At 68.5% G+C, this 16,088-nt stretch carries 14 protein-coding genes; 10 read left to right on the top strand and 4 right to left on the bottom strand.

The genetic code is table 11. The features are described from left to right. The first annotated feature begins 198 nt into the window (after positions 1–198). The 3 genes from groES (at position 199) to pepF (ending at position 4,343) form a co-directional block, all read left to right on the top strand. On the top strand, positions 199–486 hold the full coding sequence (gene groES / locus VPH46_RS02105) for a co-chaperone GroES (RefSeq protein ID WP_125961798.1): 288 nt from the start codon (positions 199–201) through the stop codon (positions 484–486). Between the two features lie 107 nt (positions 487–593). Beyond that, entirely contained in the window at positions 594–2,231 is a 1,638-nt protein-coding gene (groL, locus tag VPH46_RS02100) for a chaperonin GroEL (protein ID WP_416608478.1), read from the top strand. Between the two features lie 237 nt (positions 2,232–2,468). After that, complete coding sequence (gene pepF / locus VPH46_RS02095; protein WP_416608476.1) at positions 2,469–4,343, top strand: oligoendopeptidase F; 1,875 nt, start codon at positions 2,469–2,471, stop codon at positions 4,341–4,343. Positions 4,344–4,487: 144 nt separating this feature from the next. Here the strand turns inward: pepF and VPH46_RS02090 are convergent, their stop codons facing one another. From VPH46_RS02090 to VPH46_RS02075, 4 genes are all read right to left on the bottom strand, one after another. After that, complete coding sequence (locus VPH46_RS02090) at positions 4,488–5,597, bottom strand: lactonase family protein (RefSeq protein ID WP_416608474.1); 1,110 nt, start codon at positions 5,595–5,597, stop codon at positions 4,488–4,490. A 90-nt stretch (positions 5,598–5,687) separates the two neighbouring features. Continuing rightward, positions 5,688–5,828: a hypothetical protein gene (locus VPH46_RS02085; RefSeq protein ID WP_317892686.1), complete on the bottom strand. Its 141-nt coding sequence runs from the start codon at positions 5,826–5,828 to the stop codon at positions 5,688–5,690. Between the two features lie 3 nt (positions 5,829–5,831). Beyond that, complete coding sequence (locus VPH46_RS02080) at positions 5,832–6,662, bottom strand: SPFH domain-containing protein (protein WP_416608472.1); 831 nt, start codon at positions 6,660–6,662, stop codon at positions 5,832–5,834. 288 nt (positions 6,663–6,950) lie between these two features. Beyond that, positions 6,951–9,107: an AsmA family protein gene (locus VPH46_RS02075; RefSeq protein ID WP_416608470.1), complete on the bottom strand. Its 2,157-nt coding sequence runs from the start codon at positions 9,105–9,107 to the stop codon at positions 6,951–6,953. A 183-nt stretch (positions 9,108–9,290) separates the two neighbouring features. Here VPH46_RS02075 and rpmI point away from each other — a divergent pair, with 183 nt between their 5' ends. The 7 genes from rpmI (at position 9,291) to VPH46_RS02040 (ending at position 16,086) form a co-directional block, all read left to right on the top strand. Continuing rightward, a complete protein-coding gene (rpmI, locus tag VPH46_RS02070; RefSeq protein WP_125961808.1) occupies positions 9,291–9,494 on the top strand; it encodes a 50S ribosomal protein L35 in 204 nt (67 codons plus the stop codon). Between the two features lie 13 nt (positions 9,495–9,507). Next, on the top strand, positions 9,508–9,873 hold the full coding sequence (gene rplT, locus VPH46_RS02065) for a 50S ribosomal protein L20 (protein WP_125961809.1): 366 nt from the start codon (positions 9,508–9,510) through the stop codon (positions 9,871–9,873). A 105-nt stretch (positions 9,874–9,978) separates the two neighbouring features. Beyond that, complete coding sequence (locus tag VPH46_RS02060; protein WP_416608467.1) at positions 9,979–10,599, top strand: LysE family translocator; 621 nt, start codon at positions 9,979–9,981, stop codon at positions 10,597–10,599. Between the two features lie 72 nt (positions 10,600–10,671). Continuing rightward, positions 10,672–11,748, top strand: coding sequence for a phenylalanine--tRNA ligase subunit alpha (pheS, locus tag VPH46_RS02055; RefSeq protein WP_416608464.1), 1,077 nt, complete (start codon positions 10,672–10,674; stop codon positions 11,746–11,748). Then, a complete protein-coding gene (gene pheT, locus VPH46_RS02050; protein ID WP_416608463.1) occupies positions 11,745–14,123 on the top strand; it encodes a phenylalanine--tRNA ligase subunit beta in 2,379 nt (792 codons plus the stop codon). The genes pheS and pheT overlap by 4 nt, the downstream gene beginning before the upstream one ends. Further along, on the top strand, positions 14,116–14,988 hold the full coding sequence (locus VPH46_RS02045) for an aldose 1-epimerase family protein (protein ID WP_416608461.1): 873 nt from the start codon (positions 14,116–14,118) through the stop codon (positions 14,986–14,988). Before pheT ends, VPH46_RS02045 begins: the two co-directional genes overlap by 8 nt. Positions 14,989–15,054: 66 nt before the next feature. After that, the gene (locus VPH46_RS02040; protein ID WP_416608459.1) at positions 15,055–16,086 is read left to right on the top strand and encodes a glycosyl hydrolase family 43; all 1,032 of its coding nucleotides are present in this window, start codon (positions 15,055–15,057) and stop codon (positions 16,084–16,086) included. Positions 16,087–16,088 lie beyond the last annotated feature (2 nt).

The raw sequence follows: 16,088 nt of genomic DNA, 5'->3' as shown, positions 1-16,088 counted from the left end.
CCGCGCGTCTCCCGGGTTCGGGGGAGGACGAGCCTGCCGCTCCGCAGGTGCCGCTCGCGTTTCCACCACGCACTGGCGCGGACCGCATTTTTTCGGCTCGGCGACCCGTTGACGAGGTGCGAGGGCGATCGCATATGCGGGCTGCTGGCACTCGCTGCGGGTGAGTGCCAATCACTGTTCACAGAAAGGAAAGCGCGCATGAACTTTCGTCCGCTGCACGACCGCGTGCTCGTTCGCCGCGTCGAAGCCGAGGAAAAGACCGCCGGCGGGATCATCATCCCGGACACCGCCAAGGAAAAGCCGCAGGAAGGCGAAGTCGTCGCCGCCGGCAACGGCACCAAGGCTGAAGACGGCAAGGTCACTCCGCTCGACGTCAAGGCTGGCGACCGCATCCTCTTCGGCAAGTGGTCGGGCACCGAGGTCAAGGTGAATGGCGAAGACCTGCTGATCATGAAGGAAAGCGACATCCTGGGGATCGTCGGCTGATTTCCTGACCCGGTTCGGTGCTCCTGCGCAGGCAGGAGCCCAGAGCCAAGCATCCAGAATCCTAGGTTCCTGCGTCTGCTGGAGCCTGAGCAAGAGGAATAGCCAACATGGCAGCCAAGGAAGTAAAGTTTTCGCGCGACGCGCGTGAGCGCATCCTCAAGGGCGTCGACATCCTGGCCGACGCGGTCAAGGTGACGCTTGGCCCGAAGGGCCGCAACGTCGTGATCGACAAGTCCTTCGGCGCACCGCGCATCACTAAGGACGGTGTCTCGGTCGCCAAGGAAATCGAACTCAAGGACAAGTTCGAGAACATGGGCGCCCAGATGGTGCGCGAAGTTGCCTCGAAGACCAACGACGTCGCCGGTGACGGCACCACCACCGCGACCGTCCTCGCCCAGGCGATCGTTCGCGAAGGCATGCGCTCGGTCGCAGCCGGCATGAACCCGATGGACCTGAAGCGCGGCATCGACCTCGCCGTCGGCAAGGTCGTCGAGGACGTGAAGGCGCGCTCCAAGCCCGTCGCTGGCACCCAGGAAGTCGCCCAGGTCGGCATCATCTCCGCCAACGGCGACCGTGAAGTCGGCGAAAAGATCGCGGAAGCGATGGAGAAGGTCGGCAAGGAAGGCGTGATCACCGTCGAAGAGGCGAAGGGTCTCGAATTCGAGCTCGACGTCGTCGAAGGCATGCAGTTCGACCGCGGCTACCTGTCGCCCTACTTCATCACCAACCCGGAAAAGATGACGGTCGAGCTCAACGATCCGTACATCCTGATCCACGAGAAGAAGCTCTCGAACCTGCAGGCGATGCTCCCGATCCTGGAAGCCGTCGTTCAGTCGGGTCGTCCGCTCCTGATCATCGCAGAGGACATCGAGGGCGAGGCTCTGGCCACGCTCGTGGTGAACAAGCTGCGCGGCGGCCTGAAGGTCGCAGCGGTCAAGGCGCCGGGCTTCGGCGATCGCCGCAAGGCGATGCTCGAGGACATCGCGATCCTGACCAAGGGCGAAGTCATCTCGGAAGACCTGGGCATCAAGCTCGAGTCCGTCACGCTCGGCATGCTCGGCACCGCCAAGCGCGTCACGATCGACAAGGACAACACCACCATCGTCGATGGTGCGGGTGAAGCCGACGCGATCAAGGGCCGCACCGACGCGATCCGCCAGCAGATCGAAGTCACCACCAGCGACTATGACCGTGAGAAGCTCCAGGAGCGTCTCGCCAAGCTCGCCGGCGGCGTGGCCGTGATCAAGGTCGGCGGTGCGACCGAGGTCGAGGTGAAGGAGCGCAAGGACCGCGTCGACGACGCGCTGCACGCAACCCGCGCAGCCGTCGAAGAGGGCATCGTCCCGGGCGGTGGTACGGCTCTGCTGTACGCGACCAAGGCACTCGCCGGCCTGACCGGTGCGAACGAGGACCAGACCCGCGGCATCGACATCGTTCGCCGCTCGCTGACCGCCCTGGTTCGCCAGATCGCGCAGAACGCCGGCCACGACGGCGCCGTCGTGTCGGGCAAGCTGCTCGACCAGGACGACACCTCGTTCGGCTTCAACGCGTCGACCGACACCTATGAGAACCTGGTTGCGGCCGGCGTGATCGACCCGACCAAGGTCGTCCGCACCGCGCTCCAGAACGCGGCGTCGGTCGCGGGCCTGCTCATCACCACGGAAGCAACCGTGGCCGAGCTGCCCGACGACAAGCCCGCAATGCCGGCAATGCCCGGCGGCGGCATGGGCGGCATGGACTTCTGATCCCGTAGCGGCCTGCGCCAGCCAAGCTGGCGCAGGCCACGCTCGGGATCGGCCGGCGGACTTCGGCCCGCCGAAGTCCGTCCGACGCCAGCACCGGCTTTGCCGGTGCCGTCCCAAGGAAAGGGGCCGGAGGGGAAACCTTCCGGCCCTTTTCTTTTCGCCCTCTTTCCTTCCGCCCCGCGAATCCCGATGATCGGCGCCAGGCGTCGTCCGACGCAGCCATCCACGGGAACCCGCATGACCGATCTCAGCCGCCGCGAAGCCCTCGCCACCTCTGCGCTTGCCGGGCTCGCCGCCGCCACCCCCGCCTGGGCCCAGCAGCCCGCAGCACCCGCCCCCGGCGCCACTGCCGCCGCCTGGGACCTGACCGAGCTCTATCCCAATGACGCCGCCTGGGACGCCGCCCGCGTGAAGGCGCTCGCCGATGCCAAGGCGCTCGCCCAGTGGAAGGGGCGGCTCGGCGAAAGCGCCGACGTGCTCGCCCAGGCGCTTTCCGCCCAGTCCGACGTCGGCCGCACCGTGTCGCGCATCTACACCTACATCAGCCTCAAGGCGGACGAGGACGTCCGCGTCGCCGCCAACCAGGAGCGCCGCGCCCAGGCGACCGACCTGTGGGTGGCACTCGGCGAGGCGACCGCCTGGACCGGCCCCGAGCTGATCGCGCTCGGCCGCCCCAAGATCGAGGCGTTCACCGCCCAGAACACCACGCTGCGCACCCGCTTCGCCATGGTGCTGAAGAACGTCCTGCGTCAGGCCGAGCACACGCTCAGCCCCGAGGGCGAGGCGCTGCTCGCCAGCGCGGGTGCCGCGCTGTCGGGTCCGGGCGAGACCGCCGAGCAGCTGCGCTCCTCCGACATGCCGCGCCCGACCGTCCAGCTTTCGACCGGCAAGTCGGTGCGGCTCGACGACCAGGGCTATTCGCTCAACCGCGACGCGCCCAACCGCGCCGATCGCAAGCAGGTGTTCGACGCCTTCTGGAAGAGCTACGGCGCGTTCGAAAGCTCGCTCGGCTCGGCCTATGTCGCCAAGATCAAGGGCGACATCTTCAACGCCCGCGCCCGCAAATACCCGAGTTCGCTGGCAGCGGCGGTGTCGGGCGGCAACATCCCGGAGGGCGTCTACCGCACGCTGGTGCAGGAGACCAACGCCGGCCTGCCGCAGCTCCACCGCTATTTCGAGCTGCGCCGCCGGATGCTCAAGCTGCCGGACATGGCCTACTACGACATCTACCCGCCCCTGGTGTCGCTCGACCGCCGCTTCACCCTCCCGGACATGCGCACCCTCACGCTGGAGGCGACCAAGCCGCTAGGGCCCGAATACGCCAAGCTGATCGCCGAAGGCACCGCCGCCCGCTGGATGGATCCCTTCCCCCGCACCGGCAAGCGCTCGGGCGCGTACATGAATCCCGGCGCGTACGACGTGCACCCCTATCTGCTGCTCAACCTCGGCGAGAACTACGAGGGGCTGTCGACCTATGCGCACGAATGGGGCCATGCGATCCATTCGCTGCTCTCCAACCGCGCCCAGCCCTATGACATGGCCGACTATCCGATCTTCCTCGCGGAGATCGCGTCGACCGCGAACGAGGCGCTGCTGGTCGACATGATGCTCAAGCGCGCCAAGACTCGCGAGGAGAAGCTCTTCTACCTCGGGCAGCGCATGGAGAGCATCCGCGGCACCTTCTTCCGCCAGGCGATGTTCGCCGAATTCGAGCTGGAGGCGCACGAGCTGGCCGAAAAGGGTGAGGGCGTGTCGGGCGCGCGCTTCACCGCGCTCTACCTCGACCTGCTCAAGCGCTACCACGGCCCCAAGGTCGCGATCGACCCGGCCTATGCAATCGAGTGGGCGTACATCCCCCACTTCTATTCCAACTTCTACGTCTATCAGTACGCCACCTCGATCACCGCGGCCGAGTATTTCGCCCGCTCGGTGCTGACCGGCGGCGCGGCGGAGCGCGACCGCTACCTGACGGTGCTGAAGGCAGGCGGATCGGACTATCCGATCGACATCCTCAAGCGCGCCGGCCTCGATATGACGAGCCCGGAGCCCTACCGGCAGCTCGTCCAGAGCTTCAAGGAAACGCTCGACCAGGCCGAGGCTCTGCTGGGGTAATGCTGCGAAGGGGAGGCGGCACGACGGCCTCCCCTCTGCCGCGCTTGGGCGCAACCTCTACGCCAGACCTAACCAGTACCCCGGCGAAGGCCGGGGCCCAGTTGCGAGAAGCTCGGATCGGGTCCTCGCTGTCGCCTCGCGGTTTCAGACCGTCAGATACGCAACACCTGGCACCGGAACGCCCTGAGACGTCGCCGCCCGCAACCTCCCGTCGCTCCCGACCCGCAGGCTCGCCACCGTGCCGGAACGCTGGTTCGCCACCAGCATCTCGTCCCGCTCTTCCAGCAGCAGGAACATCCGCGGCCAGTCTCCGCCGCACCCGACATGCTGGAGCAGCGTCAGCCCGCCGTCCCGGGCGACGGCGAACACCGCGATGCTGTTGTGCCCGCGATTGGAGACATAGAGTCGGTCCCCCCTGCGGTTGAGCGCGATGTGCCCCGCCGCCGAAGACCCGGCGAACCCCGCCGGCAACGTCGACACCACGCCCCGCCGACGAAAGCTCCCATCCCCCTCTGCGTCGAGGATCGTCACCGTGTTGGCGAGCTCCGCCACCAGATACGCGACCGGCAGCCGCGGATGCCGCGCCAGGTGGCGGGGCCCCGATCCCGGTTCGGCACGATAGGCGACCGTCGTCTTCGCCAGCGCGCCCGATCGCGGATCGAGGTGGTGGGCAAAGATCGCGTCGGCGCCCAGGTCCACCGAATGCAGCAGCGGCGCTCCCGGCGCAAAGCCGACCCAGTGCGCATGGGCGCCCGCCTGCCGCTCCCGGTCCGGGCCGCTGCCCGCATGGACGATGCGCGCCGCCTCGTCGATCGGCAGTCCGGTCGCGGGGTCGAGCTTCCAGACGGCCACGCTCCCGCTCGAATAATTCGCCACCGCCAGCGCACGACCGTCCGGGCTCAGCGCGACATGGCAAGGATCGGCGCCCAGCGTCGACACCCGCGCCAGCCGCCGGAAGTCGCGCCCATAGATTCCGAGCGCACCCTCCGCCTGCTCATCCACCAGATAGCGCACGCCGGTGCCGCCGCTTTGCACGCCGAACGAGGCGTTCGCGATCTCCGGCAGCGCCCGGCCCGCCGTCCAGCCGCCGTTCGACGGCTCCAGCGGCACGAGCCCGGCGCCGCCCTCCTGCACATAGGTGCCGGCAAGCACCCTGCGGCTTTGCTGCGCCAGAAGCCGGGTCGGAAACGCCGCAGCAGCGGCAGCGGCGGCGACGAGCGTCCGTCGCGACAGGGAAAGCGGGGAAGAAGCCATGCCAGCTTGATGGCGCAGGTTCATGCGCAAGGTCAAAGGCCCTGCACCGCCTCGATCCGAAATCGCTGTCCGCTGACGCCTCTTGCCGGCTTAGCGGGCACCCGCCCCGGCGGCCTGCTCCCGTGCGGCGATGTTCCTGCCGATGCCGTACCCTGACGCGAACAGGAACGCGACCAGCCCGACGATCAGGAAGCCCAGCAGCACCGCCTGCGCCGGTTGCGGCTTTTTCATGAACTACCCTCCCGCTTCGAGGCCATCGCGTCTGCGACCGGTGCCGCCGGCCTGGCCGAACCCGGCCGGCGCAATGGCGCCCTCTCCCAGGATGATGGTCGTCGATCCCTTCGTCGCCTCGATCGCCTGCAGCAGCCGCAGATTGGCAAGCGCCGGATTGTCGCTGACGAGCCGGGCGGCATTGGCGAGCACGCGAAGCGCAGCCTGCTCGCCGCGGGCGCGCTCGAGCGCACCCTGCGCCTCCATCTTCGCACGCTCCACGTCGGTGAACATCTTGCGGGTCTCGGGCGGCAGGTTCACCGCCGTCAGCAGCAGCCGGGAGATCGTCGCCCCGGGCACTGCGCCCCCGATGCGGGCGAGGATGTCCGCCGTCAACGCGGCGGGCGACGCCAGGATGTCCGCCAATGTCCGCTCGCCCGCCGCCTCCAGGGTCGCCGCCGCCACGGACGGGTATAGCGCAGGGTGAACGCCGCCACCCCCCAGGAAGTAGCCGATCGTCGGTGTATCGAGGCTTTGCTGCGACTCGGAATAGGCACGAGCATCCGTCACCGCCAGCGCCGGCGACAGGGTCAGGCGGAACGAGAACTGGTCCTTGGAAAGAACCGTCATCTCCGGAAGGGAGGCGGCCCGTTCGGTCACCGCAACCTGAACGACCCTTGAGCGCTTAAGCGGATCGAACCGGCTGTGCCGGCCAGGCGGCAGTTCCCGCTGAAACCGGCCATCCCGGTAGAGCAGCCCCACCATCGGCGGGTAGATGATGGTCGCTTCAAGGCACACCCACAGGGCGAGCCCGACAATCGCTACAACGAGAACGACCAGAAGAAGCGGAGTCATCAAGCACTCACTTTCCGACGCCACGGCGACGCGGCGGGAGCCCGAAGCTCGCAAAGCCGCGCCACGGTTGCCGATGGGCTGGCGCCGGAAAGCTTGAGTTGGAGCGCTTCACAGGCACTTGCTACCACAGCTAGGACATCTCTCATCTGTGCTGACCGCACCTTTCAGTGTCGCGTTCGAGAAATGCCCGGCGGGGAGTCGAACCCCACGAAGCAATGTTGGGGGCGACGCAGTCTTGCTGTCAAGCGAGCCTGAGAAGGTCTTCGCTCACACCGATGGATCGGAGCCTCAGAAGATCCCCAGGAACTTCTTGCGCTGCTTCTTCTTCTCCTCGCCCGAGGCCTTGCCATCCTCGTCCTTCGACGTGGTGCCCGCGCCGACGTCGTCGCGCGGCTTGCCCTTGGTGGTACGCTGCGCCTTGGCGGTGGCACCCGCGAGGATCGGCCCGCACGCGGCCGACTTGGCATCGCCCACGTCGACAAAGGCGAGCAGCCCGCCGATCGGGGTCGCAACCGCCGCCAGGCCCAGGCCGATGCCGGCGCGCCCGACCAGCTCCGGGCTGATCACGTCGAAGCCCGGCTCCGCGAAATAGCCGTTGATCCCGACCGGCGACTGGCCCGCGAACAGCGAGAACTTCTTGGAGTCCGCCCGGAACGCCAAGTCGATCGCCTCGGTCTTGAAGCTGAAGCCGCCACGGCCGAGCATGACGTTCTTCTGCGTGTCGATCAGGATCGGGTCGGCCGCCGCCACGCCGTTGCGCACGGTGAAGCCGATCAGCCCGCAGTTGATCTGTACCGGCTCCTTCAGCTTGTCCTCGAACATCTTCTGGATGAACGTGCCGACGTCGATTTCCGACAGCTGGATGTTGCGCGTCCAGAAGCTGCCCTTGGGCATGATGAAGGCGATGCGCCCGTTGGAGCTCGCCAGCGAGTCGTGCACGCTGTTGCCGCTGCCCGTCATCTTCACGCGCGCCGAAATCGTGCCGCTGGTGCCCGCCTCCGCCACGCCGAAGCCCGCGAGCAGCCGGCCCATCGGCGTCGGCGTCAGGCGGATGTCATAGTCGGTGAAGACCGGTGCCCGGCGCGCGTTGATGCTGATGTCCGACAGCACCGTGCCGCGCGCCATGGTGAAGTTGAGCGGCGAGAGCTTGAGCAGCCGGTCTTCGAGCGACAGCCCCAGCTTGATGTTGGAGATCGGCACGTTCTCCGACCGCACCTGCCGCACCGTCCAGTTGACCTTCGCGTCGAAGTTCTTGAGCGCGTCGACGTTGAGCGGCGTGTCCGGCAGCAGCCGCGGCGTGCCGCCCACCCGCGTCACCGTGCCCGCCTTGCCCTGCTTGTCCAGCCGGTCGGGATTGTAGCCGATGAAGGGCGCGACATCGATCATGTCCAGCCGACGGGTGGCGAGGTCGGCGGTCAGGTACATGCGCGGCTCGCGCTGGAACACGCTGAACGCGCCGCTGAGGTCACTGTCGCCGAACGTGCCGCGCAGCCCGGTGAAGCGCCACTCCTCGCCCCGCTTGGTGAGCGCGGAGGCGAGATGGTAGCGCCGCGTGTCGGGCACGGTCAGCCCGAACACCTCGAACAGGTTCGCCAGGTTGCGGCCGCGCAGGTCGACCTTCAGGTCCGATCCCTCGATCACCGTCGGCTCGGGCAGCGTGCCGGTGACGGTGCCCACCGCATCGACCGCCCGCACGGTCAGCGCCAGCTGCGTCTGCCCACCCGCCAGCGCCGCGTTGGGCGACAGCAGTGCGCCGGTCAGCGTGAAGGGGATGCCGCGCGCACGCCCATCTCCGTCGAATCGCACGGCGTTCGCGACCTTGCTGTCGCGCGCCTCCACGGTGCGGAAGCGGACGTTGGCGAGGATCCGCATCGACGGATCGCTGTAGCGCAGCCCTGAATTGCTCACCGCTGCCTGGCGGATCACCGGCATGTCGAACGGCTCGCCCTTGGCGTTGGGGTCGCCGAAGGTCCAGGTGTTGCGGCGGTGGTCGGCGTCCCAGGCCAGGTCGACGCGCGCGCCGTCCAGCCCCAGCCAGTTGATCCGCCGCTGGCCGAACAGGAAGGTGAAGGTGGCGATCTGGCTGTCGAACTTCCGCGCTTCCAGGAAATTGCCGCCGCCCGCCCATTCGGGATTGGACACGGTCAGCCCTTCGGCCAGGAACTTCAGGTTGATCGGGTTGAAATAGAATTGGAAGTCGCCGGCCACCCGCACCTGCCGCTCGGCCGAGCTTGAGGCGATCTTCTCGAACGTGCCCTTCAGGAAGCGGCCCTTGGTGATGAACAGGATCGCCCACACCAGGAACAGCGCGATGAAGATGCCGAGCACCACCCGCAGCAGGATCGTGAGCCAGCGCGGCCGCCCGCGTCGCGGCGGCGCCGCCGGAGTTTCGGCGGGCGGCGGCGGCACATCGTCCGCGACAGGGGGCAGTTCGCGATCAGCCATGCGGCCAAAAACTCGCCGCTGGCGTAACGAGTTCCCGCGCACCGCCCGCTGCGGTTGCGCATGCACCGCCATTGCGCTAAGCGCGCCGTCTTTCCACGACTCTTCGAGCCCGTCTCGAGGGATCGCCCGGCCAAAAGGGCTGCCGCGGCGATCTGCTGGGTCGTGACACACAAGGAGAAAAAAATGCCCAAGCTCAAGACCAAGAGCGGCGTGAAGAAGCGCTTCAAGTTCACCGCCACCGGCAAGGTGAAGCACGGTGTGGCCGGCAAGCGCCACCGCCTGATCAGCCACAATGCCAAGTACATCCGCCAGAACCGCGGCACCTCGGTGCTCGCCGACGCCGACGTCGCACACGTCAAGGCGTGGGCGCCCTACGGTCTGCGCTAAGGAGGTCTGACACATGGCACGTATCAAGCGCGGCACCACGACCCGCACCAAGCACAAGCGTATTCTGGATCAGGCGAAGGGCTATTATGGCCGTCGCAAGAACACGATCCGCATCGCACGTCAGGCCGTCGAAAAGGCCGGCCAGTACGCCTATCGCGACCGCAAGGTTAAGAAGCGGACCTTCCGCGGCCTCTGGATCCAGCGCATCAACGCCGGCGTCCGGGCCGAGGGCCTGACCTATTCGCAGTTCATGCACGGCCTGAAGCTCGCCGGCATCCAGCTGGACCGCAAGGTCCTGGCGGATATCGCGATGCACGAAGGTGAGGCATTTACCGCCATCGTCGCTCAGGCGAAGGCGGCGCTGCCCCAGGCCGCCTAAGCGACCTGCAGCGTTACGCGAACATGGGGCGTCGGTGGCAACACCGGCGCCCTTTTCGTTTTCGCCCTTGGCCATTCGGTGGCCAGGGCAAATGAAGAGGCACGAATGGCGATGCACCTCTGGTGGCTCTACGTCACCGCCGTGTTCCTGATCGCGGGCACCCCTGGCCCGAACATGCTGCACGTCATGGTGCAGAGCATCCACCACGGCCCGCGCCGCGCGGTCTTCTCCATGGCCGGGCTGATGAGCGCCAACCTGCTGTGCCTGCTCGCCTCGGCAATGGGACTTGGTGCGCTGCTCCAGGCGTCGCCCCGGCTCTACGGTGCGCTGCGCTTCGCCGGTGCCGCCTATCTGATCTGGCTCGGGATCAAGGCGTGGCGGGCACCCGTCTCGGGCGCTCCCAAGAAGGAAGGTTTCACCCGCAGCCGCCCCGGCGCGCTCTATGCGGCGGGCCTCGGCACCGGCCTCTCCAACCCGAAGCTGATCGTCTTCGCCGCCGCGCTGTTCCCGCAGTTCCTCGACCCCAGCCGCCCCTTCTGGCTTCAGCTGGCGATCCTGGTTGCGACGTTCGTGGTGATCGAGGGCGGCTGGTACGCCGCCTATGCGCTCGGCGGCCGCTCGCTCGCCCGCTGGCTCGCGCCGCCGCGCCGGCAGCGGCTGTTCAACCGTGCGACGGGGTCGCTCTTCATCGGCTTCGGCGGCCTTCTGCTCGCCGCCCGAGCGTGACGGACCCCGGAACGGCTTGACCTGAGCCGCCGACTAAGGTTCGGACCTCCCAATCTTGCGAACGGAATTTCAATGACCACCGATCTCGAACAATTGCGAGCCGACCTGCTGGCGGCGATCGACGCGGCCGCCGGGCTCGACGCGCTGGAGGCGGTGCGCGTCCATGCGCTCGGCAAGCAGGGTGCCGTCACCGGCCTCCTCAAGACGCTCGGCGGCATGACGCCCGAGCAGCGCCAGGTCGAAGGCCCGCGCATCCACAGCCTGCGCGAGGCGGTGACGGAGGCGATCGCCACTCGCAAGGCCGGGCTGGAGCAGGCGGCGCTCAACGCTCGCCTCGCTTCCGAAACGCTCGACATGACCCTGCCGGTCGATCGCACCGCCCCCGGCAGCGTCCACCCGGTCAGCCAGGTCATGGACGAGCTCGCCGAGATCTTCGCCGACCTCGGCTTCGCGGTCGCGACCGGCCCCGAGATCGAGGACGACTGGCACAATTTCACCGCGCTCAACATCCCGGAGACGCATCCGGCACGCGCGATGCATGACACCTTTTATCTGGCCGGGGAGCACGAGCGGCCGATGGTGCTGCGCACCCACACCTCGCCCGTGCAGATCCGCACGATGCTGTCGCAGAAGCCGCCGATCCGCATCATCGCGCCCGGCCGGGTCTATCGCTCCGACAGCGACGCCACCCACACGCCGATGTTCCACCAGATCGAAGGGCTGGTGATCGACAAGGGCATCACCCTCGCGCACCTGAAGTGGACGCTGGAGACCTTCCTCAAGGCGTTCTTCGAGCGCGACGACATCGTGCTGCGCCTGCGCCCCAGCTACTTCCCCTTCACCGAACCTTCGGCGGAGGTCGACATCGGCTACACCATGCAGAAGGGCAAGCGCGTGGTCGGCGGGTCGGAAGGCTGGATGGAGGTGCTGGGCTCCGGCATGGTCCACCCCAAGGTCATCGCCGCCTGCGGCCTCGACCCCGACGAGTACCAGGGCTTCGCCTTCGGCACCGGCGTCGATCGGCTCGCGATGCTGAAATACGGCATGGACGACCTGCGCGCCTTCTTCGACGGCGACCTGCGCTGGCTCAAGCACTATGGCTTCTCGGCGCTTGACGTGCCCACGCTGTCGGGGGGAGTGGGCGCATGAAGTTCACCCTTTCCTGGCTGCGCGAGCACCTCGACACCGACGCTTCGCTCGACGCGATCCTCGACGGCCTGACCCGCATCGGGCTGGAGGTCGAGGGCGTCGAGAACCCGGCCGCGCGCCTCAACGGCTTCCGCGTCGCCCGCGTCCTCACCGCCGAGCGCCATCCGCAGGCCGACAAGCTCCAGGTGCTGTCAGTCGATGCCGGCGACGGCCCGCTCCAGGTGGTGTGCGGCGCGCCCAATGCGCGCGCTGGCCTGGTCGGCGTGTTCGGCATGCCCGGCGCGGTCGTTCCCGCCAACGGCATGGAGCTGCGCGTGGCGGCGATCCGCGGCGTCGAATCCAACGGCATGATGTGCTCCACCCGCGAGCTGGAACTCGGCGAGGATCACGACGGCATCATCGAGCTGCCGGCCGACGCGCCGGTCGGCACGACCTTTGCCGACTATGCCGGCCTCGACGATCCCGTCATCGACGTGGCGATCACCCCCAACCGCCAGGACTGCATGGGCGTGCGCGGCATCGCCCGCGACCTCGCTGCCGCCGGCCTCGGCACGCTGCGCCCGCTCGAAGCGGTGATCGGCGGCCTGCCCGCGATCGTGCCGCAAGGCGCCGGCCCGGACGTGGCGACGCAGGACCCGGAGGGCTGCCCCGCCTTCTTCGCCCAGACCGTCGCCGGTGTCACCAACGGCCCCTCGCCCGACTGGCTGCAGCGCCGCCTGACCGCGGTCGGCCAGAAGCCGATCTCGGCATTGGTCGACATCACCAACTTCGTCATGCTCGGCCTCGGCCGCCCGCTGCACGTCTATGATCGCGCCAAGCTCCAGGGCGGCCTGGTCGCGCGGCATGCGACGGCCGGCGAACAGGTGCTGGCGCTCAACGGCAAGACCTACACCCTCGACGGCGGCGAGACCGTGATCGCCGACGATGCGGCCGTGCACGACATCGGCGGCATCATGGGCGGCGAGCATTCGGGCGTGTCGGAGACGACCACCGACGTGCTCATCGAATGCGCCTATTTCACGCCGGAGACGATCGCGCGCACCGGCCAGAAGCTCGCGCTCACCTCCGACGCGCGCCAGCGCTTCGAGCGCGGCGTCGATCCCGCCTTCCTCGACGAGGGGCTGGCGATCGCCACCCGCCTGGTGCTCGCCCTGTGCGGCGGCACCCCGAGCGAAGTCACCCGCGCCGGCGAGCCGCCGGCCGATCCGCGCCTCGTCGCCTACAATCCGAACCTCTCCGAGACGCTCGGCGGGCTCGCGGTCGCGCCCGAGCGGCAGCAGGAGATCCTCGAACGCCTCGGCTTCGTGGTCGACCTCGAATGGAACGTGGTAGTGCCGAGCTGGCGCCGCGACGTCGACGGCCCGGCCGACCTGGTCGAGGAAGTGATCCGCATCGAGGGCATCGACAAGGTCCCTTCGACGCCGCTGCCCCGCCCCGCCGGCGTCGCCCGCCCGACCGCCACGCCCGAGCAGAAGCTGGAGCGCCGCCTGCGCCGTTCGGCCGCTGCGCGCGGGCTCAACGAGGCGATCACCTGGAGTTTCATCGCCGAGGATGCCGCCGCAAGCTTCGGCGGCGGCGCCTGGACGCTCGCCAACCCGATCAGCGAGGACATGAAGGTCATGCGCCCCTCGCTGCTCCCCGGGCTGCTGTCGGCCGCGAACCGCAACCTCAAGCGCGGCGCCACCGGCGTGCGCCTGTTCGAGATCGGCCGCCGCTATCTGGCCGACGGCGAGCGCCTGACGCTGGGCGTCGTCCTCGCCGGCGAGCAGCGCAGCCGCGGCTGGCAAGCGGGCAAGGCTGCGCCCTTCGACGCGTTCGATGCCAAGGCCGAAGCCCTCGCGCTGCTGGAGGCCGCCGGTGCGCCGGTCGCCAACCTCCAGGTCATGGACGGGGCGGGCGACGCCTATCACCCCGGCCAGTCGGCGACGCTGCGGCTCGGGCCCAAGACCGTGCTCGCCGCCTTCGGCACGCTCCATCCGCGCCTCGCCAAGGCGTTCGACCTCTCCGGCCCGGTGGTCGCGGTCGAGCTGTTCCTGGACGCGCTGCCGGGCAAGCGCGGCACCGGCTTCATGCGCCCGGCCTATGCGCCGCCGGCGTTGCAGGCGGTGACGCGCGACTTCGCCTTCCTGGTGCCCGCAAGCGTCAGCGCCGATGCGCTGGTGCGCAGCGTGCGCGGTGCCGACAAGGCGACGATCGTCGACGCACGCCTGTTCGACGTCTTCACCGGCGCCGGGGTCGAGGAAGGCATGAAATCCCTGGCGGTCGAGGTCACGCTCCAGCCGGGCGAGAAGAGCTTCACCGACGCGGAGATCAAGGGGGTCGCCGACAAGGTCGTCGCCGCCGCCGCCAAGCTGGGAGCTACCTTGCGTGGCTGATCGGGTGGAGATCGGCAACGGCACGCTCACGGCGGCAATCGACCCGCTCGGTGCCGAGCTCGTGTCGCTGCGCGATGCGCAGGGCCGCGAGCTGATGACCGACGCCGATCCCGCCTATTGGACGGGCCACGCGCCGATCCTCTTCCCGATCGTGGGCCGGCTGGCGGGAGACCGCTACCGGCTCGACGGCCGCGACTATGCGCTGCCGCAGCACGGCTTCGCCCGCCGCCGCACCTTCACGCTGGCAGAGCAGGGCGCGGCGCACGTCCGCTTCCGCCTTGAGGACGATGCCGAGAGCCGCGAAGTCTATCCCTTCGCCTTCGCGCTCGACGTCACCCACGCGCTCGACGGCGCGACCCTCACCACCACCGTCACGGTCACCAACCGCGACACCCGCGACCTGCCGGCCAGCATCGGCTTTCACCACGCCTTTGCTTGGCCGCTCCCTTATGGCCGCCCGCGCGACGCCCACCGCATCACCTTCGCGGAGCACGAGCCGGCAAGCCTAGCCTCGATCGAGGAAGGCCTGATCGCCCCCGCCCCACGCCCGAGCCCGCTCCAGGACCGCGTGCTGCCGCTCTCCGACGACCTCTTCACCGAGGATGCGCTCGTCTGGCAGCAGCTCGAAAGCCAGTCGCTCCGCTACGACGCCGGCGAGGGCCCGGCGCTGGAGATCGGCTTCCCCGAAACCCCCATGCTCGGCATCTGGACCAAGCCCGGCGCGGCCTTCGTCTGCGTCGAGCCCTGGCACGGCATCGCCGACCCGGTGGGCTTCACCGGCGAGATCTGGGACAAGCCCGGCATGATGCGCGTCGCCCCCGGCGCCACCCGCAGCGCCATCATGTCGGTAACGCTGCTCCCCTGACCGGGCGACGCTGGACAAACCCGCCCTCTCCTATTTGTATGATCAAAAGATCATCGGGAGAGAGCCATGCGAGTCCTCTGGAAGCGCGGTGTCGTCGCGGCGCTCGCCGCCCTTGCCGCAGCCCTGCCCGCAATCGCGCAGGTGGCACCCGGCAGCCCCGTCACCCCATATGTCGATCCGGCCAGGGCCTATCTCTTCGCCCACATGACCAAGGAGCGCTACGGCGTCCTCTACTATTCGGTCAGCCTCGACGGCTTCCACTGGACGCGCCTCAACGGCGGCAAGCCCGTATCCGCCGACTATCACGGCCACGCCTCGATCGCCCAGGGCCCCGACGGGCGCTACTATCTGGTCGGCAACAACAGCGACGAAGATCCCCTGATCCGCTTCTGGGTCTCCGACGATCTCGTCCGCTGGACACCGTTCGGCACCTACCGTCCCGACCTCAAGGACATCCCGGGCCACCCGCACGCGATGCAGCGGATCGGCGCCCCCAAGCTCTATTTCGACAAGCCCTCGCGCCGGTTCCTGCTCACCTGGCACACGCCCAACGAGGACGGCAACCGTGAGGATCCGGAACGCTATTGGGCCAGCCAGCGCACGCTCTACGTCCAGTCCCCGGACCTCAAGACCTTCGCCGCCAGGCCCCGCCGCCTGTTCACCTGGGACATGGCCACCATCGACACCATCCTCCAGCCCGATCCCCGCGGCGGATACTGCGCGGTGATCAAGGACGAGCGTTACCCGTCCTACGAGTGGACCACCGGCAAGACGATCCGCATCAGCTGCGCCGCCAGCCTGCTCGGCCCCTACCCACTTCCGGGAGCCCCGCTCAGCCCGAACTTCCGCGAGGCGCCGACCCTGATCCGCTCGCCCGACGACAAGGACTGGTTGCTCTTCTACGAGCAATATGCCGGCACCAGCTACGGCCTCTCGATGGCGCCGACGCTGCAAGGGCCGTGGTTCCAGGTGTCGGGCAACAGCGGCGTTCCCGAATGGAACCGCTACGAAATGCCCGCCGGCACCCGCCACGGCTCGATGCTGCCGATCAGCCGCCGGCAGTATGACGCCCTGCGCGCCGCCTTCCCCGAAGGTTGAAG

The sequence above is a fragment of the Sphingomonas sp. MJ1 (PH-R8) genome (assembly GCF_048058635.1).
Classification (GTDB): Bacteria; Pseudomonadota; Alphaproteobacteria; order Sphingomonadales; family Sphingomonadaceae; genus Sphingomonas.
This window is presented reverse-complemented; position numbering and strand designations above follow the sequence as displayed.